At 73.1% G+C, this 22,264-nt stretch carries 11 protein-coding genes; 4 read left to right on the top strand and 7 right to left on the bottom strand.

The genetic code is table 11. The annotated features are described in order from the left end of the window. Window positions 1-45: 45 nt before the first annotated feature. The 3 genes from LL648_RS33550 to LL648_RS33540 are packed head-to-tail and all read right to left on the bottom strand — an operon-like array spanning window position 46 to window position 5,791. On the bottom strand, window positions 46-1,968 hold the full coding sequence (locus tag LL648_RS33550) for a WD40 repeat domain-containing serine/threonine protein kinase (protein ID WP_232666833.1): 1,923 nt from the start codon (window positions 1,966-1,968) through the stop codon (window positions 46-48). A gap of 41 nt (window positions 1,969-2,009) precedes the next feature. Further along, window positions 2,010-4,061 (bottom strand): WD40 repeat domain-containing serine/threonine protein kinase, encoded by a 2,052-nt coding sequence (locus LL648_RS33545; RefSeq protein ID WP_232666832.1) that lies wholly within the window; start codon window positions 4,059-4,061, stop codon window positions 2,010-2,012. Continuing rightward, on the bottom strand, window positions 4,058-5,791 hold the full coding sequence (locus tag LL648_RS33540) for a protein kinase family protein (protein ID WP_232666831.1): 1,734 nt from the start codon (window positions 5,789-5,791) through the stop codon (window positions 4,058-4,060). Before LL648_RS33540 ends, LL648_RS33545 begins: the two co-directional genes overlap by 4 nt. A gap of 86 nt (window positions 5,792-5,877) precedes the next feature. On the opposite strand from LL648_RS33540, the gene LL648_RS33535 reads away from it, so the two are divergent. Together LL648_RS33535 and LL648_RS33530 are read left to right on the top strand one after the other, a co-directional pair. After that, window positions 5,878-6,459 carry a TetR/AcrR family transcriptional regulator gene (locus LL648_RS33535; protein WP_232666830.1) on the top strand — a complete coding sequence of 194 codons (582 nt, stop codon included), beginning with the start codon at window positions 5,878-5,880 and terminating at the stop codon, window positions 6,457-6,459. A 42-nt stretch (window positions 6,460-6,501) separates the two neighbouring features. Continuing rightward, window positions 6,502-7,263 (top strand): SDR family NAD(P)-dependent oxidoreductase, encoded by a 762-nt coding sequence (locus LL648_RS33530; protein WP_232666829.1) that lies wholly within the window; start codon window positions 6,502-6,504, stop codon window positions 7,261-7,263. Window positions 7,264-7,345: 82 nt separating this feature from the next. On the opposite strand, the gene LL648_RS33525 is transcribed toward LL648_RS33530, so the two are convergent. The 3 genes from LL648_RS33525 to LL648_RS33515 all read right to left on the bottom strand — a co-directional run bounded on the left by LL648_RS33525 (window position 7,346) and on the right by LL648_RS33515 (window position 10,856). After that, a complete protein-coding gene (locus tag LL648_RS33525; RefSeq protein WP_232666828.1) occupies window positions 7,346-8,716 on the bottom strand; it encodes an extracellular solute-binding protein in 1,371 nt (456 codons plus the stop codon). Window positions 8,717-9,220: 504 nt separating this feature from the next. After that, window positions 9,221-9,619: an SgcJ/EcaC family oxidoreductase gene (locus tag LL648_RS33520; protein WP_232666827.1), complete on the bottom strand. Its 399-nt coding sequence runs from the start codon at window positions 9,617-9,619 to the stop codon at window positions 9,221-9,223. 46 nt (window positions 9,620-9,665) lie between these two features. Further along, on the bottom strand, window positions 9,666-10,856 hold the full coding sequence (locus LL648_RS33515) for a cytochrome P450 (RefSeq protein WP_232666826.1): 1,191 nt from the start codon (window positions 10,854-10,856) through the stop codon (window positions 9,666-9,668). A gap of 80 nt (window positions 10,857-10,936) precedes the next feature. Here LL648_RS33515 and LL648_RS33510 point away from each other — a divergent pair, with 80 nt between their 5' ends. Continuing rightward, on the top strand, window positions 10,937-11,383 hold the full coding sequence (locus LL648_RS33510; RefSeq protein WP_232666825.1) for a MarR family winged helix-turn-helix transcriptional regulator: 447 nt from the start codon (window positions 10,937-10,939) through the stop codon (window positions 11,381-11,383). Window positions 11,384-11,791: 408 nt separating this feature from the next. On the opposite strand, the gene LL648_RS33505 is transcribed toward LL648_RS33510, so the two are convergent. Then, window positions 11,792-12,550, bottom strand: coding sequence for an aminoglycoside phosphotransferase family protein (locus LL648_RS33505; protein ID WP_232666824.1), 759 nt, complete (start codon window positions 12,548-12,550; stop codon window positions 11,792-11,794). 150 nt (window positions 12,551-12,700) lie between these two features. Here LL648_RS33505 and LL648_RS33500 point away from each other — a divergent pair, with 150 nt between their 5' ends. Continuing rightward, on the top strand, window positions 12,701-22,261 hold the full coding sequence (locus LL648_RS33500; protein WP_232666823.1) for a type I polyketide synthase: 9,561 nt from the start codon (window positions 12,701-12,703) through the stop codon (window positions 22,259-22,261). Window positions 22,262-22,264 lie beyond the last annotated feature (3 nt).

Raw genomic sequence — 22,264 nt, 5'->3', positions numbered from 1 at the left:
ACCGCGCCGACACATGACCCACGTCACACCCCGCTCGCACCGCTGTCATCCGCCGTAGGCGTGCACCGCGACGTCCCACACCCGCACGGAGTTGTCCTTCGACGCGGTCACCAGCACCGGCCGATCACCGAGTTGCACCACGCCCATTGCCCGCAGCTCCGCCTCGTGCCCACGCATCGGTGAGCCGATCCGCGTGCCCGCAGCAACGTCGTAGAGCCAGACCTCACCCGTGTCCTCGCCCGCGGCGACCAGCAGCCTGCCGTCGACCACGGCGACGGCGCCGATGGTGGCGGCCGGCGCGGGGATCTGGCGCCGCTGCTCGCCGGTGGCGAGATCACGCACGAAGATCGCGCCGTACGCGCCCACCATGACGGGCGTGCCGTCGAGCTCGGCGAGGGTGCTCTCCAGGCCGCTGTAGGTGCTGATCTCCTGCATCGTCCGCGCGTCCCAGACGGCGCGTTCGGTCACCTTCAGCCCCGGCTGGATGACGAGGCACGGCCGATCACCGAGGTACGCGACGTCCGGCGGGAACAGAGTGGAGATGTCCGCGATCTCGACGGGCGGGCCGAGCGGCTGCCTGGTCCGCACGTCGTGCCGGCTGACCTTGCCGTCGCGGTGCACCGCGACCACCACCGGGGCCCCGTCGATCACCGCGCTGGTCAGCTTCGAGATCGGCGCGCTCGCCGGCCGGACGGGCGCGCCGGAGGGCAGCCCGGTCCGCAGGTCGGTGAACACGATCTCCGTGGCCTCGAACAGCGTGCTGCACATGATCGGGATGCCGTCGACGTCGGCGAGCGCGAGGCTGTCGACGCCGGCGGGCGCGTGTTGCTCGACCCCGGCCGGGAGCTGTGGCCCGATCCGGGTGTCGGCCCGCAGGTCCCACGCCTGGAACGTGTCGCCGGTCGCGATGATCCCGACGATCGTCTGCCCGACGGCGCCGAGCACGAACGGGTCGGTCTCGGTGGTGCGGATGCCCAGCACCCGCTCCTCGACCACCGGCTGCGGCGGTGAGCCGGCGCCGGACGGCGAGACGTCCGGCCCGCCGGTCGGCTGCCACGGCGCGCGGCCGCGCACCGCCGTGGACACCGCGAGCCCACCGCCGAGGGTGGCGGCGCCGACCGCCGCGGCGATCAGCACGCGCCGGCGGGACAGTCCCCCGCCGGCCACGGGTGCCAGCGCTGCCCGCGCCTCGGCCGCGAACGCCCCGGCGGAAGCGGGACGCTGATCGGGATCCTTCGCCAGCCCGCGCATGACGACGGCGTCGAGCTCGGGCGGCAGCGCCGCGACGATCGACGACGGGCGGGTCGGCGGGCGGTGGAGGTGCCCGTAGACCTGCGCCGCCAGCTCGGCACCCGCGAACGTGCGCGCGCCGGTGAGCATCTCGAACAGGACGCAGGCCAGCGCGTAGACGTCGACCCGGTGGTCGCCGCGTTGCCCGCGGATCCGCTCCGGCGCGAGGTACTCGACCGTGCCGAGGCCCGCGGCGTCGCCCGCGATCCCGAAGTCGGCGAGCACGACGTGCGGCACCCGCCCCGGCTCCGGCCGGTGCACCAGCACGTTCGACGGCTTGACGTCGTGGTGCACGAGCCCCGCGGCGTGTGCGGCGTCGAGCGCCGCCGCTACCTGCTCGACGATGCCGACCGCGATCTCCGCCCGCAGCGCCCCGGTGGCGATGAGGAACGCGCTGAGGTCCGGCCCGTCGACCAGCTGCATGTCGATGAAGAGCCGGCCGTTGATCTCGCCGTAGCCGTGGACGGGGATGACGTGCGGCTCGCCGAGCCGGGCCACCGTCTCGGCCTCGTAGCGGAACCGCGCTCGCAGCTCCGGGTCGTCGGAGACGTCTCTAGGGAGCAGCTTCAGCGCCACCACCCGACCGTCGTGCGCGGTGTCGACGGCGCGGTGCACCTCGCCCATGCCGCCCCGGCCGATCAGCCCTTCGAGCGCGTACGAGCCGAACTGCGCAGCCACCCGGCCTGCTTGGCCTGCCTGGCCTGCCTGTGATGCGGTCATCACCTGTTCCTCGCCGTCATGTCCCACACGCGGATGGAGCTGTCGGAGGACGTCGTGAGCAGGTAGGGCCGGCCGTCCGACATGATCACCGTCAGCGACCCCACATCGGCTTCGTGACCGGTGTACCGATCGCCGACCGGAGCGCCTGTCGCCAGGTCGTACTGCACGACGTCGTGGCCGTCCGCGCGTAGCAGCAACGCCCTCCCGTTGATCTCGACGACCCCGACCGGCGAGGAGTAGTCGGCCGAGTCGAGGACCGTCTCGGCCACCTTCGCGCCGGTGGCGACGTCGTAGGTGAACACCCGGCGCTTGCCGGGACCCGCATACACGTTGTCCTCCGTCGCCGCGACCACCCGACCGCCCAGGGTTCCCAACGGCATGCCGTCGAACGAGCCCGTCGGCGTGAGCGACGGCCCGATCGGGGCGCCGGTCGCGGCATCCCACACCCGGATCGACGTGCGGCTCGCCCCGACGACAGCAGCCCGCCCGTCGATCTGCACGAAGCGCAACAGCGTCAGCTCGTCGGCCTGCACCGGCTCGCCCCGCTGCCGCCCGGTCTCGAGGTCCCAGAACCGCACCGTCTTGTCGGACGCCGAGGATGCGACGACGACCCGCCCGTCGACGACACCCGTTGCGATGTCCCAGACGGACCCGGTGTGCCCGGCCAGCGTCGTGGTCCTCGGCACGCCGGTCGCGAGGTCGGCGATCCGGATCACCGAGTCGAGCTCCGACGTCAGCAGCACCGGGGTGCCGCCCAGCTCGGCCACGGTCGCGTTGCCGCCCTCCGCCGCGCCGAGCTGCTTGCCCGTGACCATGTCGAGCACCCGCCCGCCGCGACCGGTCGTCAGCAGCACCGTCCGGCCGCCGAGCATGTCCGTGCCAGGGGTGATCCCCGATCCCCCCACCCCTACGAACGTCCGGTCGGCGATCATCCCCGCGGCCGGGACGACCGGGGCCGGTGCAGCCGGTTCGGCCGGCGCGGTCGACGTGGGTGCGGCCACGATCGGATCGCCGCCGCCCGCGGGCACGAGCAGCCCGACGAGCAGGACCGCCACGAGCACCAGCCCGCCGACCACAACACCGAGACCGGCCGGGGCGAACCACGACCTGCGCCGCGGCGGCGCCGCCGGCTCGGGGTCGGGCAGCGGCACGACCAGCGGGACGACCGTCGGCGTGCTCACCAACGCGTAGCCGTTCACGGGCACGGTGACCGGCGGTGTGCCGAGCGCCGTCCAAGCCGCTGCGGCGAGCGCCCCCGCACGCGGGAACCGGGCAGCCGGGTCCTTGGCCATCCCGCGGGCGACCACCTCGTCGAAGCCGCCGGGGAGGCCGGGGCGCCGCTCGGACGGCCGCGGGACGGTGCCCTGCACGTGTGCGGCCAGCAGCACCTCCAACCCCCGGTCGGGGAACGGGCGTTGTCCCGTGAGCAGCTCGAACAACACGCAGGCCAGCGCGTAGATGTCGGCGGCCGGGCCGGCGGGTTGCGCGAGGAACCGCTCGGGGGCCATGTAGGCGAGCGTCCCGATCACGGCGCCGGTGCGGGTGAGCGCCGTGCGGCTGCCGGGGTCGACGGGGGTCGCGATGCCGAAGTCGATCAGCTTCACCATCGGCCGGCCCGCGATCGACTCGTCGACGAGCACGTTCGCCGGCTTGACGTCGCGGTGGACGAGCCCCGCGCGGTGTGCGCTGTCGAGCGCCGACGCGATCTGGCCGACCAGCTCGACCGCGAGCGACGGCAGCAGCGGCCCGTCCTTCAGCAGCGCATCCAGCTCGCGACCGGGCACGAACTCCATGTCGAGGAACAGCCTGCCGTCGACCTCGCCGTAGCGGTGGATCACCGGGACGTGCGCGTCGGTCAGCCCGGCCGCGTGCTCGGCTTCGCGCCGGAAGCGCGCCCGGTACTGCGGGTCGCTCGACAGCGCCTCCGGCAGGAGCTTGACGGCGACGAGCCGCCCGCCGTGCTCGCGGTCGCGGGCGCGGTGCACCTCACCCATCCCGCCCTTGCCGATCAGGCCTTCGAGGTCGTAGGGCCCGAACCTGGTGCTGTTCACCGCTTCCCCTCTCCGATGAGCGCCGCGACGTCCCACACCGCCGCACCGTCGGTCGCGGTCGTCACGACCACGGCCCTGCCGTCAACCTCTGCGCCGTCAACCTCTGCGCCGTCGACCTCCGCGGTGCCGAGCAGGCCGTTCGCGATCGGGTGCCCGGTGAGCACGGGCCCGATCTGCGCGCCGCTCTCGAGGTCCCAGAACCGCGTCTCCGAGCGGACGGTGTTGTCCCCCGCGACCGAGATGATCACCGTCCGGTCCCCCAGCCGGACGGCCGCGACCTGCGTCACGGCGGCGGTGTGCCCGATGCGCACCGGCCCCACCGGTTGCCCCGTGGTCAGGTCGACGGCCCGGACGGTGTTGTCCGCGCCGCCGATCACGAGCACGGGACCGGCTGCGCCTGCTACGACGGTGACCGATTGGGCCGGCACGTCCCGCGTGTGCGGCACCTCGACCGGGGTGCCGGTCACCGCGTCGAACATCCTCAGCCTCAGGTCGGTCCCACGATCGACGACGACGGTCCGCCCGCCGATCACGACGGTGGTGAGGTCGGCCGGAATGTGCTGGCCGTCGTCGACGAGCGGACCGACCGGCTCTCCCGAGCCCAGCGCCAGCACCCGGAAGCCCAGCCCGATCAGCACCGTCTTGCTGGCGGCGTTCGGCTCCACCGCGGCCACCACCGGCCGGCCGTCGATCTCGGCCGCGTCGACGTCCCATGGGAAGACGGGGACACCGCCCAGCTCCTCGACCGGTTCGGCCTCGCCGATCGGGGCACCCAGCTCCTGCCCGTCGGAGATCCGGTGCAGGTGGATGCGCCGGTCGCCGGTGCGCGAGACGACGACGGGATCCCCGTCGATGACGGTCGTGTCGAGGCTGTGCACGGTGATCGGGATCGGGCGCGCGGCCTCGGCGCCCGTGCGGAGGTCCCAGAAGTGGATCGCTGCCCCGGTCGCGCCGACCAGCACCGGTCGCCCGTCAAGGACGGCCGTCGCCGCCGGCCGCACCGCGGAGTCCGCGGTCAGCGCAAGGAGTTGCCCGGGCGCCGGCGGGACGATCGGTGTCGCCGGACGGGAGATCCAGACGGCCCCGCCCGCCACGAGCGCGAGCACGGCGACGACAGCCGCGATCGGCCACCACCTGCGGCGGGCCACGCGCGCGGTCGGCCCGACCAGTTGCGTCAGATGCGTCAGGTCCGTCAGATCGGCCGGGTCGGCTGCCGTGGCCCGACCCAGCCCGAGCCCGACGACGTGGACGAACTCCCGCCCTGGCGCACCGGCGAGCAGCACGTCCTCCGCCGCGATGGGGCGCACCCCGAACCCGGCCGTGACCAGCGCATCCGTCGTCTCGGCCAGCTGCTCGACGATCGTCGCGGCACGCCGGGGATCGAGCCGGCCCTCGCGGCGGGTGGCGGCGAGGCTCGGACCCTCGATCAACCGCATGTCGAGGTAGACGACCCCGTCGAGGGTTCCGTAGCTGTGCACCGGGACGACGTGCGGCTGGCGCAGCCCGCTGAGCAGCGCCATGTCGGCCCGGAAGCGGTGCTGGAAGGCCGGGTCGCGGGACAGGTGCGGGGCGAACAGCTTGAGCGCGACGGTCCGCCCGCCATGCCGGACGTCGATCGCCCGGTGGACGGTGGCCGTTGCGCTGCGGGCGATCACACCCTGGAGCCGGTACGGGCCGAACGTGCCCGGCGCGGGCGGTCCCGGCCGATGCCGACCCTGCTCGAGCTGCATGTCGTGGTAGATCCCGATCGGACGTCATAAGTTGGGGTTCAGACATAATTGGATCGTTCGTTCTTGAACGTGCTAGCGTGTCGATCGTGCCCAGGACCAAGGAGTTCGACCCCGACACCGCACTGCAGTCGGCCTTGGAGCTGTTCTGGCAGCGCGGGTACGAGTCGACGTCGATGGCGGATCTCGTCGAGCACCTCGGCGTCGCGCGGGCCAGCATCTACGCGACGTTCGGCGGCAAGCGCGAGCTCTACCTGAAGGCGCTCGACCGCTACCGCGAGATCGTCGACCCCGGGCTGGTCACCGCCATGTCCCAGCCCGGCCCGGCCCTGCCGGCCGTCCGGGCGCTCGTCGAGCGGTTTGCCGCGGAAGCGGCCGGGACCAGCGGATCCCGTGGCTGCTTCATCACCAACACCGCGGTGGAGCTGGCCCCGCACGACCCCGACGCCGCCCGGCGCGTGCAGGCCAGCTGGCAGCTGCTCGAGACAGCGCTCACGTCGGCCCTGATCCGGGCCGGCGCGCAGGGCGAGCTGGCCGAGCCGTTCGACGCCGCCGCGACGGCGCGCATGCTCGTCGTGTTCCTGCAAGGGGTCAGGGTGGCCGGGAAGGCCGCCGGCTCCGACACCCTCGTCCGCGACGCCACGAGGCAGGCACTGGCCCTGCTGCGCTGATCACGTACCTTATTCGAGAACGATCGATCTGGAGATCTTGAGATGCCTGCACGTTTTGCCGACCGGTCCGTCCTCGTCACCGGCGGCGGCAGCGGGATCGGCCGGGCCGTTGCGCTCGCGTTCGCCCGCGAGGGCGCCGCCGTCACCGTGGCCGGCCGCACCCCGTCGACACTCGCCGAGACCGTCGGGCTGATCGAGGCCGCCGGCGCGAAGGCCCTCGCCGTGACGTGCGACGTCACGAGCTCGCCGGAGATCGCGCGGGCCGTCTCGGAGGCAGCCGCGCAGCACGGCGGGCTCGACATCGCGGTCAACGCGGCGGGCGTCGTCGGGGCGGTGGGGGCGGTCGGCGACATCGACGAGGACGAATGGCACCGGCTGATCGCCACCAACCTCACCGGCACGATGCTGTCGCTGCAGCACGAGATCCGGCACATGCGGGAGCACGGCGGCGGCGCGATCGTCACGGTGCTGACCACACCCGGCCTCTACCGGCGGGCGCCGGCCCTCGCCGCGTACGCCGCGACCAAGGCAGCCGTCGACACGTTGAGCCGGGCCGCGGCGCGCGCACACATCGGCGAGGGCGTGCGGATCAACACCGTGAGCCCCGGCCCCACCGACACCACGATGTCGTACCGGGCCGGCGAGACCCGGGCCGACCGCGACGCCCGTCTCGCCACCACACTCCCGGCCGGGCGCGTCGGCACTCTCGACGAGATCGCCGCCGCGGTGCTCTACCTCGCCTCGCCGGAGTCCGCGTTCGCCGTCGGCACCGACCTCGTCGTCGACGGCGGCGCGGCCGCGTAACCCGAATCCCCCCACCGTTTTGTGCACCTGCGCGCCCGCAGAGCGCGCAAGTGCACAAAACGGTGGGGAAGTTCGGGATCGATCAGCCGCTGACGGCCTGCGTGTTCACTTCCGCGAGGGTGTCGAGGCGACCCCTCGCGCTCGCGCCCGCGTAGATGTCCTGCAGCGCGACGGCCCACTGCTCGGTGGTCTCGAAGAAGCTCGTCTGCGGTGTGAACTTGATCGACGTCGAGTCGATCACCTTCTCGAACGTCTCCTGGTAGCCGGGGAAGCCACCGAGGGTGTTCTTGAACGTGCCGTCGAACACCGACTTGCGGGTCGGGTCGGCGAACCCGAGCTTGCCCGTCTGCACGGCCTTGGCCTGGGCCTCCTTGCCGGTGGCCCACTGGATGAACAGCCAGGCCGCGAGCTTCTTCTTCGACGCGGAGCCCATGGCGAGCGACCACGTCCACAGGTTCGTGCCGTAGCTGCCGTCCGGCCCGGGGGGCCCGGAGTGCCACGCGATGTTGCCCGCCTGCGCGCTGTTGCCCGGCTTGTTCTCGGGGTACGTGGCGGAGTCGGCGTCGTAGCACATCAATGCGGTACCGGCGCCGAGGTCGCTGGTGCAGTTCGGGTACTCGTAGGTCGTCCAGGACGTCGGACCGGCGGCCTTGGCCAGGTCGACCCACTTCTGCGTGAAGTCCACGGCGCCCGGCGAGTTCATCGCCGCCGAGAGCTTGCCGTTGTCGTTGGTGAAGTCGACGCAGCCCTGCCTGGTGAACTGGGTCATGAAGCCCGGGTGGATCGTCGCCCACGAGCGGGACCCGCGGAACGCGATGCCGTAGCGGTTCTGCGAACGATCGGTCAGGTCCGTCGCGAGCTGGATGAGGTTGTCGAACGTCTCGGCGGGCAGGATGCCTCGACGGTCGAACTCGGCCTTGTTGTAGGCGATGACGCTCGTCTCGAAGCCCCACGGGATCGCCCACTGGCCGCCCTGGCCGAGCGGGTTGCCGACCTGGAAGTCCCACGCGGTCGAGGTGCGCAGGCCTTCGTAGATGTCCTCGAAGTCGTACTCACCGACGGTCGCGGCGGGGTTGTCGATCCACGGCCGGAGGTCCTCCATCCAGCCCTGCGGCCCGTAGGTCCAGATGAAGTACGCGCCGGTCATGAAGACGTCGTAGTTGCCGGCACCGTTGGCCAGCTCGAGCTCCAGCCGGGTGAAGTAGTCGGCCTCCGCGACGAGGTCGACCTTCACCTCGATGCCGGTCAGCTCGGTGAACTCGGCGAGCAGCGGCTTGAACGCCACCTGGTAGGGGTGCGGCGTCTGCAGGAGCGAGATCGTGGCGCCGGCCGCCTTCTTCCAGTCGAACGCGCCGCTCACCTCGTTCGCGCCGTTTGCGGTGTCTCCGCCGCCGATACCGCATGCGGAGAGAGCGCCCGCAGCTGCGGCCGCGGCGCCGCCGACGCCCATCATCCGGAGCACATCGCGTCGACCGTATTCAGAAACCACGGGGATCCTTCGAACTCGGGGAGGCAGGGCGTCACGTTAGAGAGCGTGAAGTTCTCACGTCAACCTGAGATCTGAACGACCGTCCAGGCTGTCCTGCGTTCCCGCTGGTCGGCCGGTTGCGGCCGAAAATCTCCCCGCGCACTGGGCGAAAGACCAGGTTCACCTGGGCAGGATCCGCCTCGCCGGGCATGGTCGACGCTGTGACCTGCAGCGATGTGAACTTCACACGTCAAGCTGCGATCTCTGCCAGCCCTCGGAGAGATGCGTGCGTTCCGCACGCGTGGGCAGGAAAGCCACTTTCCTGCCCCGTGAGGGCCTGAAAGTGGCTTTCCTGCCCTCCCGACATCCCTCCTCCCCGCTGCGCCGGGCGGCAGGCGGCGGGCGCCAGGCCGCCGAGGAGGTTCGAACGAACGGCACTTTCGTCCAATAGGTATGGACGAAAGTGCCGTTCGTTCACCGTCCGCCGCCTCAGGCCACCCCGGTGTTCTGGCACGCGGCGAGCCGCCACCGCCCGTCCTCCTTGGACATCACGAAGAGCGGCGTCCCCTCGCCCTCGCTCTCGGACGGGTCGCCGGTTGTGCTCGTGTAGATCTGCCGCACCTTGACCGCGGCGACGTCGGGCCGGATGAACAGCACGTGCGCGACCTCCAGCGTGCAGCGCAGCCCTGCCATCCCGCCGGGGAGGACCTGCTTGGTGAAGGCCTCGATCTCGGCGCGACCCAACAGGCGCCGCCCACCACCCGTCGTCCAGATCGCGTCTTCCCGGAAGAGCCCCACGAACGCCTCGACGTCCTCGCTCTGCTGCGCACGCTCGACACTGGCGACAACCTTCGCGATCGCCCCGAACTCGGGGTGCGTCGTATCCATGCGCGCCACTCTCCGACCTCGACCTGACTTCAGGTCAAGAGCTGCGTCACCACTCGACGACGAGGGCCTCGACCCCGTGGAACACGCCGGGTACGCGGTAGCGGACCGCCGACGTGGCGAGCGCCAGATCGGGGAACCGGCGCAGCAGCGCAGGGAAGGCGATGGCCATCTCGGCGCGGGCCAGCCCCGCACCGAGGCAGTGGTGGATGCCGTAGCCGAACGCGACGTGCGGCGACGGCGGGCGTCCGACGTCGAACGTGTCACCGTTGCCGACGAACGTGGGATCCCGGTTCGCGACGGGCAGCGAGACCATGACCTGGTCGCCCCGGGCGATCCGGTGACCCGCCAGCTCCGTGTCGCACGTCGCCGTGCGCGGGATGGTCATCTGCAGCACCGAGCAGTACCTGAGCAGCTCCTCGACCGCAGGCTTGACGGCGTCGGGCGCGTCCCGGACCCGCCGCAGCTGATCCGGGTGCTGCAGCAGCGCGAGCGTGCCGATGCCGAGCATGCTGGCCGTCGTCTCGTGTCCGGCGAACAGCAGCAGGTCGGCCAGCTCGGCCAGTTCGGCGCGGCTGACGCCGTCCCCGTGGTTGCGGACGATCGCACCCAGGATGTCGTCCCCCGGTCCGGCCAACGCACGCTCGGCGAGCGCGGTCATGTACTCGCGGGACTCGGCCGCGATCCGCGCGACCTCCGCGCGGTCGGGCACACCGAGCACCTGACGGGCGGTGCGCCGCTGGAACTGGTCGCGGTCGGCGTAGGGCACCCCGATCAGCTCGCAGATGACCATGCTGGGCACCGGCAGCGCGAACGCCGTCACGAGGTCGGCGGGCGGCCCCGCAGCGGCCATGTCGTCGAGGCAGGTCTCGACGATCTCCGTGATCCGCGGCTCGAGCGCGCGGATCCGCCGCACCGTGAACTCCCGGCTGAGCATGCGCCGCAGCCGCGTGTGGTCGGGCGGGTCGGAGGTCAGCATCGACAGCGCCGGGCCGCCGTTGCCGCCGGGCCGCGGCAGGGACGGGTCGTCCGCCGGCGCGCTGGAGTACGTCGCCGGATCGGCGAGGACGGCCCTGACCAGCTCATACCTGGTGACGATCCAGGCCGACCCACCCCCGAGACCCGGCACACGGCGCACGCCGCCTGTCGCGGGATCGTCGCGCAGCTCCTGGATCGCGCGGATCGGGTCCAAGCCGTCGCGGACGAGGTGGGGGAACAGGTCTGCCGGGTTCGTCGTCACGCTTCACTCCCTGCAACATGGGCGGTGCACCTACCATCACCGAAGTTACATAGCGTGCTATGTGAATAGTCTCAGGAAGGATGAACGTGACGGACCCGGCGAGGCCGGACGCATCGCTCGGGTACCAGGTCGCCCACCTGGCCCGGCTGCTCGGCCGGGAACTGCGGACGCGATTGGAGCCGTTCGGCGTCGGCGCCGCCCAGTTCGTCGTGCTGGTCGAGCTCTACCACCAGGACGGCCTGACCCAGACCGAGCTGCGCGCCCGCGCGCGCGTCGAGCAGCCGACCATGGCCAACACCCTCGACCGCATGGAGCGCGACGGCCTGATCACCCGCCGGCCCGATCCGAACGACCGGCGCCGCTCGCTCGTCGTACTGACCTCACAGGCCCACGACTTGCGACCCCACGTCACCGAGGCCGTCGAGGCGGGCAACGCGGCTGCCCTGCAGGGCCTGGACCCGGCAAGGATCGACCAGTTCATGGCGACCGCGGCGCTGATGATCGGAAACCTGAACCGGCGCGAGTAGTCGACACGGCGCCACGGAGGGTCAGGAAGGCCACTTTCATGCAACCACGTTGCATGAAAGTGGCCTTCCTGACCCACGACCGACACACTGGACGTTGCGTTGGCAGACCGGGTCCGATCTCGGCACGCCGTTTCGACAGGAGCGCCCCGTGAATGAACACCCGCCCTTACCTCCATTCACCCCTCGACTGATCACAGCCATCCAGCGCGCAACCGACATCGCCCGCAGCCACGGCGTCGACACAGTCGGCACAGAACACCTGATCCAGGCGATCCTGGAGGACCCGAGGGCACTCCCGACGCAGGTCGTCGCCGAACGGTGCGACACCGCTGAGCTGGTGGAGCGACTGAATTCGGTGATGGAATCACCGGGATATCGCGCGAGGCCCTAACCGCACGAACAAACCCGTCAGAATTTCCGCCCCTCGACGTAGGCGATATCGCGCAGATACAGATCCGCGTGCCCCTCCTCGATGTGACGGGCGAAGTTCGCGTCGCCTGCGTCGGCTGACGCTCGCATGAAGTCGACCAGGTACTGCAGCCGCGGGCCGACGGCGGCGAGCGCCTCGCGGCCCTCCCGCACAGTGCAGCCGTACGCGTAGAGGAACAGCCACGCCCGACGCGCCTGCTCCGCGGCGTCGCCGAACCCGTCGGTGTTGTCGGGGTGGGTGAGCGGGGCGAACCGGTAGAGGGCGTAGGCGATGTCCCAGCGCCGCGGACCGGGGCCGGCCATGTCGAAGTCGATCACGCCGGTGGCGCGCCCTTCGGTGAACACGCAGTTGTACTGGGCGAAGTCGCCGTGGCAAATCACCTCGACCGGGTCGATCGGCGAAACGTGCCACGGCAGGTCCGGCATCCCGACCACCGGCACCGACGCGTCGTGCATCCGTCGCAGCAGCTGCGCGGCCGACACCAGCGCGGTCTCGCTGCGGACCTGCTCCGAGAGCGGGTAGTTGCCGACCTCGCCCGGCAGGTGGTCGAAGACGTCCCGGCCGCGCTGGTCGACCCCGTGCCACGCGGGCGCCTCCAGGACACCCGACGCCCGCAGCTGTCCGAGCAACACCCGCACGGCCGGGCTCCAGCGGTGCACGGGCCGCCGGACGGTCGCACCCACGCGGACCACCCGGTTCACCCCGCCACCGGTCAACTCGACCTCGATCTCGGGCATCCCGCGACCGTAGATGACGACGCAAGACCACACATCGTGCACGATGTGCTACTGACGGTTGAGCTAGACAGATCAGTCGTTCCGGACCACGCTGCCGATAGTGGTCGGGGGTGCGATGAGGCAGGCGGGGGCGGCCGGTCGGGGTTCGGTGTGACCGCGGACGGCGAGCACGACGGGATCAGGGATTGGTTGCGCGCGGAGCTGGCGCGCGCGGCCGGTGTGGCGGAAGGCGCGTACGACGCGGCTGAGCGCTTCCGCGACTACGGCATCGACTCGGCGACGGCGACCGGGATCGTCGGGCGGCTCGGCCGCCGCCTCGGGCGCGACCTGCCGGCGACGCTCGCGTGGGAGCACCCGACGCTCGACGCGCTGGTCGACCATCTCGGCAGTGCCACTGACCAGCACGAACCCGCGCCCGAAGCGCAGCAGGCCGCGCAGGACGAGCCGATCGCGGTCGTCGGGTTGGCGTGCCGGTTCCCCGGCGGCGCCGATACACCCGAGGCGTTCTGGGAGCTGCTGCGCACCGGCGTCGACACGATCCGCGAGGTCCCCGCCGACCGGTGGGACGTCGAGCGGCATTTCGACGCGGACCTCGCCGCGCCCGGCCGGATGAACACCCGCTGGGGCGGCTTCCTCGACCGGGTGGACGGCTTCGACGCGGCGTTCTTCGGCATCTCGCCGCGCGAGGCGACGCAGATGGACCCGCAGCAACGGCTCGTGCTGGAGCTCGCGTGGGAGGCCGTCGAGAACGCCCGGATCGCGCCGCGCTCGCTGCGCGGCTCGCGCACCGGCGTCTTCCTCGGCGCGATGTGGAGCGACTACGCCCGGCTCGCCGCCGGCTCGCTCACCGACGTCGACCAGCACACCGCGACCGGGCAGGACACGAGCGTGCTCGCCGGGCGGGTCTCCTACACGCTCGGCCTCGAAGGCCCGAGCCTGACGGTCAACACGGCGTGCTCGTCGTCGCTGGTCGCGATGCACCTCGCCGCACAGAGCCTGCGGCGCGGGGAGTCGACGCTCGCGCTCGTCGGCGGGGTGAGCCTCGTCGTCTCGCCGGCCAGCACGATTGCGATGTCCAAGTTCGGCGCCATGGCACCCGACGGGCGCTGCAAGACCTTCGACGCGACCGCCAACGGTTACGTCCGCGGCGAGGGCGCCGGGATGGTGGTGCTCAAGCCGCTGTCGCGGGCGCTCGTCGACGGCGACAGCATCGTGTGCGTCATCCGCGGCAGCGCGGTCAACAACGACGGGTTCAGCAACGGCCTGACCGCGCCGAACCCGCACGCCCAGCAGGCGGTGCTGCGGACCGCCTACTCCAACGCCGGGGTCGATCCGGCGCGCGTGCACTTCGTGGAGACGCACGGCACCGGGACGATGCTCGGCGACCCGATCGAGGCCAACGCGATCAGCGCGGTGCTCGGTGCGAACCGCGAGCCCGACCGACGGCTGCTGCTCGGCTCGGTCAAGACGAACCTGGGGCACCTGGAGGCCGCGGCCGGCATCGCGGGCTTCATCAAGACCGCGCTCGCCGTCGCGCACCGCACCGTCCCGCCGAACCTGCACTTCGACACGCCGAACCCGCACATCACGTGGGACACCCTCGACGTTCCCCGGGAGCAGCGGGAATGGCCGCTCCCGCAGGAGCTGCCGGTCGCGGGGGTCAGCTCGTTCGGGTTCTCGGGGACGAACTGCCACGTCGTCGTCGAGGGCGTGCCGGTGCGGGCCCGCCACGAGATCGAGCCGCCGGCAGCCGCCGAGCCGCCGAGCGTGGTTTTCGTCTGCCCCGGGCAGGGATCGCAGTGGCTCGGCATGGCCCGGTCGCTGCTGCACACCGAGCCCGCGTTCCACACGGCGATCAGCGCGTGCGACGCCGCGGTGCACGAGATCGCCGGGTTCTCCGTGCTGGAGGAGCTCGTCGCGAGCCCCGAACGGTCCCGGCTCGCCGAGCCCGACGTCGTGCAGCCGGTGCTCTTCGCCGTGCAGGTCGCGCTGGCCGCGCTCTGGCGGGAGTGGGGCGTCGAGCCGGACGTCGTGGTCGGCCACAGCATGGGTGAGGTCGCCGCCGCGCACCTCGCCGGGCTCCTCCCGCTCGACGCCGCCGCGCGCGTGATCTGCACGCGCAGCCGGCTCGCGGCCGGCCGGTCCGGCGAGGGCGCCATGGCCGTTGTCGCGCTGCCCGCCGCCGAGGCCGACGCGGTCGTCGAGCCGCTGCGCGACCGGATCGCCGTCGCGGCCTACAACGCGCCGTCGTCGCAGGTGCTGTCGGGGGAACGGACGGCGATGGACGCGCTGCTGCGCACGCTGGAGGAGCGCGGCGTCGACGCGAGCCGGGTGAACGTCACCTTCGCCTCGCACAGCCCGCAAATGGACGAGCTCGCCGGGCCGCTCGCCGAGGCGCTGGTCGGGCTCTCCCCCACCGCGGCGCGCGGCCGACCGCGGATGGTCTCGACCGTGACGGGCGAGCACCTGGACGGGCCGGAGTGCACCGCCGACTACTGGGTGCGGAACCTTCGCGAGCCGGTCCGGTTCGCGCCGGTCGTCGAGCGGCTCGCCGCGCTGGGCCCGACGGTGTTCGTCGAGCTGAGCCCGCACCCGGTGCTGGTCAGGGCCATGAGCGAGGCGTTGCAGGAGCCGAGCGTCGCGCTGGGCTCGGTCCGGCGAGACGAGGGCGAGCAGCAGGCGTTGCTGAAAACGCTCGTCGCGTTGCGCGAGGCCGGCGTCCCGCAGGCTGCTGCGCCCGCGCCTGCCGTGCCGATGCTGCTCTCCGGCCGCGGCGAGGCCGCGTTGCGCGAGCAGGCCGCACGGCTCGACGCGCACCTGGCCACCCGTCCCGAGCTGCGGACGGAAGACCTCGCACACTCGCTCGCCGCCACCCGCACGCACTTCGAGCACCGCGCGGCGCTCGTCGTGACCGATCGCGCGGAGCTGCACGACGCGCTGCGCGCGCTGGCCGCCGGCCGGCCCGCCCCGGGCACCGTCCTCGGCCGCGCCGGCAGCCCGCGCGGCGGGCTGACCTTCGTCTTCCCCGGGCAGGGCTCGCAGTGGGACGGGATGGCGCGCGAGCTCCTGGAGACGTCGCCGGTCTTCCGCGCGGAGCTGGAGGCCTGCGCCCGCGCGCTCGGCCCCCACGTCGACTGGCCCGTCATGGACGTCCTGCGCGGCGTCGGCGGGCCGCCGCTCGACCGCGTCGACGTGGTGCAGCCCGCGCTGTTCGCCGTGATGGTGGCGCTGGCGGCGCTCTGGCGATCGGAGGGCGTGACGCCCAACGCCGTCGTCGGCCACAGCCAGGGTGAGATCGCCGCGGCGTGTGTTGCGGGTGCGCTCTCGCGCGATGACGCCGCCAAGATCGTGGCGTTGCGCAGCCGGGCGCTCACCCGCATCGCGGGCAACGGCGCGATGGCGGCGGTCGAGCTCAGCGACGACGAGCTGGCCGCGCACCTCGCGCGGTTCGGCGAGCGGCTCTCGATCGCGGCGGTCAACAGCGCCACGTCGACGCTGGTCTCGGGCGCGGCCGATGCCGTCGACGCGCTGCTTGGCGACCTGGCGGCGCGACAGGTGCTGGCCCGCAAGGTCCGCGTCGACTACGCCTCGCACTCCGCCCACGTGGAGGCGGTGCGCGACGAGCTGGTCGAGCAGCTCGCCGGCATCACCCCGCGCGCATCCGCGCTGCCGCTGCACTCCACCGTCACCGGGGCCGTGCTCGACGGCACGGAGCTGGACGCCGGCTACTGGTTCGAGAACCTCCGCCGGACCGTTCGCTTCGCCGACGTCACCGGCGCGCTCGTCGAGGCGGGGCACCGGTACTTCGTCGAGGTCAGCCCGCATCCGGTGCTCACGCAGGCGATCGAGGAGACCGGCGCGGCCGCGGTGGGCACCCTGCGCCGCGGCGAGGGCGACCTCCGACGCTTCCTGCGCTCGCTGGGCGAGCTGCACACCCGCGGTCGGGAGATCGGCGGCGCGCCCGCGCTGGCCGCCGGGCACCGCGTCGACCTGCCGACATACGCCTTCCAGCGCGAACGGTTCTGGCTGTCGCCACCCCGATCGCGGGACGGCGCCGGGGAGGGTCCGGAGCACCCGTTCCTCGACTCCGCCGTTGCGCTCGCCGGCGCGGACGAGGTGGTGCTGACCGGCCGGCTCGACCGCTCCGAGCAGCCGTGGCTCGCCGGCCACACCGTCTTCGACCAGGTGATCCTGCCCGGCGCGGCCGCCGTCGACCTCGCGCTGGCGGCCGCCCACCACATCGGCCTCGACCGGGTCGAGGAGCTGGTCGCGGAATCGCCCGTGGTGCTGCCTGAGCGCGGCACGCTCGCGATCCAGGTCCGGCTCGGCGGGCCGGACGGGACGGGGCGGCGGTCGTTCGCCCTGCACTCCCGTCTCGACACCGCGGACGTGCCCTGGATCCGGCACGTCACCGGCACGCTCGGCTTGGCCGCGCCGGCGGCCTTCGACCTGCGGGCGTGGCCGCCGCCAGGCGCGACGCCGGTTGTGCTGGAGGGGGCGTACGAGCGCCTGGCCGCCAGAGGCCTGGGATACGGGCCCGACTTCCGCGGGCTCACCGCGGCGTGGAAGCGGGGCGAGACGCTCTTCGCCGAGGTCACGCTGCCGGCCGCCCGGGCCGCCGACGGGTTTGCGCTGCACCCGGCGCTGCTCGATGCCGCGCTGCACGCGATTGCTCTCGAGTCAGAGGGCGTCGAGCTGCCGTTCACCTGGTCGGGGGTGGCGCTGCATGCGGTTGGCGCCACGACGGCCCGGGTGCGCCTGGAACGCCGCGCCGGCGGCATCACGGTGCAGCTGGCGGACGCGGCGGGCGAGCCCGTCGCGGCGGTGGAGGCACTCAGCATGCGGCCGGTGGCGGCGGGCGAGCTCGGCGCTGCGGCGCCCCCGCTCCGGCACGTCGAATGGACGGAACTCGCGGCCGCCGCTCCTTCGTCGCGAGGGCAGGAAAGCCACTTTCCTGCCCCCACAGGGCCGGAAAGTGGCTTTCCTGCCCTCCCCGGAGCGCGCCAGTACCCGGACGCGGCCGCGTTGCTCGCCGAGTTGGGGCGGGGTGCGTCGCTGCCGGATGTCGCCGTCGTGCCGTTCGAGAAGGCGGGCGGCTCCGACGTTGCCGCCGCCGCGCACCGGGCCACGGCCGAGGCGCTCGCCCTGCTGCAGGCGTGGCTCGCCGACCCGCGCACGACGTCGTCGCGGCTCGTCCTGCGCACGCGCGGCGCGGTCGCGACCGACGATCCCGATCTCGTGCACGCCCCGATCTGGGGTCTGGTCCGATCCGCCGTGCTCGAACACCCCGACCACCGAGTCACCTTGTGCGACACCGACGGCACCGACGCGCCCCTCGTCGACGCTCCCGAGCAAGCCATCAGGAACGGGCGGGTCCTCGTCCCACGGGTCGTCCGCCTCGACACCGGAGCCGGCATCGCCCGTCCGCTCGACCCGGCCGGGACCGTGCTCGTCACCGGGGGCACCGGGACGCTCGGCGCGTTGTTCGCCCGCCACCTCGTCCGGCGGCACGGCGCCAGGCACCTGCTGCTCATGTCGCGCCAGGGCCCGGCAGCCGACGGGGCCGAGGCGCTGGTGCGCGAGCTGGAGGCGGACGGTGCCGCGGTCACCGTGGCCGCCTGCAACACGGCCGATCGGGCCGCGCTCGCCGCGCTGCTCGCGGACGTCCCGGCCGAGCACCCCCTGACCGCCGTCGTGCACGCCGCCGGAGCGCTCGACGACGGTGTCCTCACCGCGATGGACCCCGACCGCATCCACGCCGTGTTTGCCCCCAAGGTCGACGCCGCGGTGCACCTCCACGAGCTGACCGCCGACCACGACCTCGCGGCGTTCGTCCTCTGCTCCTCCGTCGCGGGCACGCTCGGCAGCCCCGGCCAGAGCAACTACGCCGCCGCCAACGCCTTCCTCGACGCGCTCGCCCGGCACCGCCGGCAGCGTGGGCTGGCCGGCTGCTCGATCGCGTGGGGGTACTGGGCGCCGCGGAGCGGCCTAACCGGCCGCATGTCCGCCGCCGACACGCAACGCATGCGGGCCCGGGGCATCGGGGCGCTGTCCGCCGCCGAGGGCCTCGCGATGTTCGACGCCGCGCTGGGCCGTCCGGAGCCCGTGCTGGTCGCAGCGCGGTTCGAGCGGGTCGAGACCCAACGTGCGGTCGCCAGCAACACCGCGCCCCCGGCCGCACTCGCCCAGCGGCTGGAATCGCTCGCACCGGCAGACCGCGAGCGAACGGTTCGCGAGCTCGTCGATGCCGAGGCCGCGGCGGTGCTCCAGCTGCACTCCCCGGCGGACGTTCCCGCCGAGCGGCCGCTCAAGGAGCTGGGGCTCGACTCGCTCATGGCGGTGGAGCTGCGCAACCGGCTCGCCGCGGCAGCCGGCGTGCCGCTGCCCGCCACCTTCCTGTTCGAGCACCCCACGTCGACGGCGCTCACCCGGTTCCTGCTCGGCGCGCAACAGGACGAGCCGGAGCCGGCCCACCAGCGGATCGTCGCCCAGCAGATCGTCAACGACGACCCGATCGCGATCGTGTCCATGAGCTGCCGCTTCCCTGGCGGGGTGCGCTCGCCGGACGACCTGTGGGAGCTGCTGCTCGCCGGCGAGGACGTGATCACCGGCTTCCCGGAGAACCGCGGCTGGGACCTCGACGCGCTCTACGACCCCGACCCCGCCGCCACCGGCACGAGCTACACCCGCCACGGCGGGTTCCTGCACGACGCCGACCGGTTCGACCCGTCGTTCTTCGGGATCAACCCGACGGAGGCGCTGACGATCGACCCGCAGCAGCGACTGCTGCTGGAGATCACCTGGGAGGCGTTGGAGCGCGGCCGGATCGTGCCCGCCGCGCTCAAGGGCAGCCGGACCGGCGCCTTCGTCGGGGTCATGTACCAGGACTACGGCGCCCGCCTCGCCGGCACGCTCGACCGGCCCGATCTGGAAGCGGCCGTCGGGATCGGCAGCGCGGGCAGCGTCGCGTCGGGCCGGATCGCCTACACGTTCGGGCTGGAGGGGCCGGCCGTCACCGTCGACACCGCGTGCAGCTCGTCGCTCGTCGCGCTGCACCTGGCCTGCCAGTCCCTGCGGCAGGGCGAGTGCTCCCTCGCGCTCGCCGGCGGTGTGACCGTGATGGCCACGCCGGCCACGTTCATCGAGTTCAGCAGGCAGCGCGGCCTCTCGCCGGACGGGCGCTGCCGCAGCTTCTCCGCCGACGCCGACGGCACCGGTTGGTCGGAGGGCGCGGGTCTGGTCGTGCTCGAACGCCTCTCCGACGCCCGCCGAAACGGCCACCCGGTGCTGGCCGTCGTGCGCGGCTCCGCGGTGAACCAGGACGGCCGCAGCCAGGGCCTCACCGCACCGAACGGTCGCGCGCAGGAGCGGGTCATCCGTCAGGCGCTGGCGAGCGCGGGCCTGACGGCCGGCGACGTCGACGCGGTCGAGGCGCACGGCACCGCGACGACACTCGGCGACCCGATCGAGGCGCGGGCGCTGCTCGCCACCTACGGCCGGGCGCACTCGCCGGAGAACCCGCTGAGGCTGGGTGCGTTGAAGTCCGCCATCGGCCACACGCAGGCCGCCGCGGGGATCGCGGGGGTCATCAAGATGGTGCTCGCGATGCGGCACGGGCTGCTGCCCAAGACCCTGCACGCCGAGCACCCCTCCCCGCACGTCGACTGGTCGTCGGGCAGCGTCCGCCTCCTCACCGAGGCGACGGAGTGGGCGCCGGACGGCCACCCGCTCCGCGCCGGGGTGTCGTCGTTCGGGGTCAGCGGGACGAACGCGCACGTCGTCTTGGAGCAGGTCGCCGACACGCAGCCGCCCGAACATCCGCCCGCTCGGCTCGCGCACCTCTTCCCGATCTCGGGCGCCGACGAGAAGGCGCTGCGGGAGCAGGCCGCGGCGCTGCGCGGACACGCCGAGACGTCCGCTGCGGACCTGCCCGACCTCGCCCGCTCGCTCGCGCTGACCAGGACGCACTTCGACCACCGGGCCGCCGTGGTGGCCCGCGACCGCGGCGAGCTGGCCCGCGGGCTCGACGCCGTCGCACGCGGCCGGCTCGCACCGAACGCCGTCGCCGCGACGGCCGCGCCACCCGGCAAGGTCGCCTTCGTCTTCCCCGGCCAGGGCTCGCAGTGGCCCGAGATGGCGCGGGCGCTGCTGGCGAGCTCGGACGTCTTCCGCGAGCAGGTCGAGGCGTGCGACCGCGCGCTGTCGCCCCACCTCGACCGGTCGATGCTGGCGCTGCTCCGGGAGGGCGGCGAGTGGGATCGGGTCGACGTCGTGCAGCCCGCTTTGTTCACGATGATGGTGTCGCTCGCCGCGGTCTGGCGCTCGCTCGGTGTCGAGCCGGACGCCGTGGTCGGCCACAGCCAGGGCGAGATCGCCGCCGCGCACGTCGCGGGCGCGCTGTCGCTGGACGACGCCGCCCGGCTGGTCACGTTGCGCAGCCGCGCGCTGGCCGGCCTGGCCGGCGGGGGCGCGATGATGGCCGCCGAGCTGCCGGTCGGCGAGCTGGAGGGCCGGCTCGCGCGGTTCGGCGGCCGGCTCTGGGTCGCCGGGGTCAACGGCCCGCACTCGTGCCTCGTCGCCGGCGATCCGGCGGCGGTCGACGAGCTGGTCGGCGAACTGGCGGCCGGGTCCGTGTTCGCCCGCACGATCCGCGTCGACTACGCCTCGCACGGGCCTGCCGTCGACGCCGTCCGCGACGAGCTGCTCGCCGGGACGAGCGGGCTCGCACCGCGCGCGGGAACGCTGCCGATCTACTCCACGGTCACCGGGGAGCCGCTCGACGGCAGCTCGCTCGACGGCGGCTACTGGTTCCGCAACCTGCGCAGCCGGGTGCGCTTCGACGAGGCCACCAAGCGGCTGCTCGATGCCGGCCACCGGTTCTTCGTCGAGGTCAGCCCCCATCCGGTGCTCGGGCTCGTCCTCCGGGAAGCCGTCGACACCCGTGGGGTCGCCGGCGCCGTGGTCGGGTCGCTGCACCGCGACGGCGGGGGCATGGAGCGCCTGCTGCTCTCGCTCGGCGAGCTGCACGCGCACGGCCACCCGCTCGACTGGTCGACGGTCACGCCTGGCACGGGCGCCGTCGAGCTGCCCACCTACGCGTTCCAGCGCGAACGGTTCTGGCTCGACCCACCACGCCCTCGCACCGCACCCGCCGAGCGGACCTTCTGGGACGCGGTCGCGAACGCCGACCTCGGCGCGCTCGCCGCGGCGCTCGGCGTCGGCGACGACGAGCGCGAGGCGCTGGCCGGGGTGCTCCCCGCGCTCACCCGCTGGCGCAACGACCAGGCGCCGCGCCCGACCAGCACACAAGCCGACGAGCAGACCAGCACGATCGACGTCGCCGACCCTCAGCCGGCCGCCGAGGAGCTCCGGCCACGACCGCCGCTCGCCACCGCCTACGTCGCGCCCGACACCGACCTCGAACGCGTACTCGCCGACGCATGGCAACAGGTGCTCCGTGTCAACCAGATCGGGGTCCAAGACAACTTCTTCGAGCTGGGCGGCAGCTCGCTGCAGGCCGGCCAGGTGCTGACGCGCCTGAAAGCGCTCTTCCCCGTCGAGATCCGCTTCGACCTCTTCTTCGGCAGCCCGACGATCGCCGGGCTCGCACCGCTCGTCGAGGACCACCTGGTGGCGCACCTCGCGGAGCTGACCGACGACGAGGCGGAGCGGCTGCTCGCCGGCCTGACCGAGCACGAACCCGGGAGTTGACGG

The sequence above is a fragment of the Pseudonocardia sp. TRM90224 genome, from assembly GCF_021245725.1.
Lineage (GTDB): Bacteria > Actinomycetota > Actinomycetes > Mycobacteriales > Pseudonocardiaceae > Pseudonocardia.
Note: the sequence above shows the minus strand (reverse complement) of the source record. Positions and strands in the feature narration are given on the sequence as shown.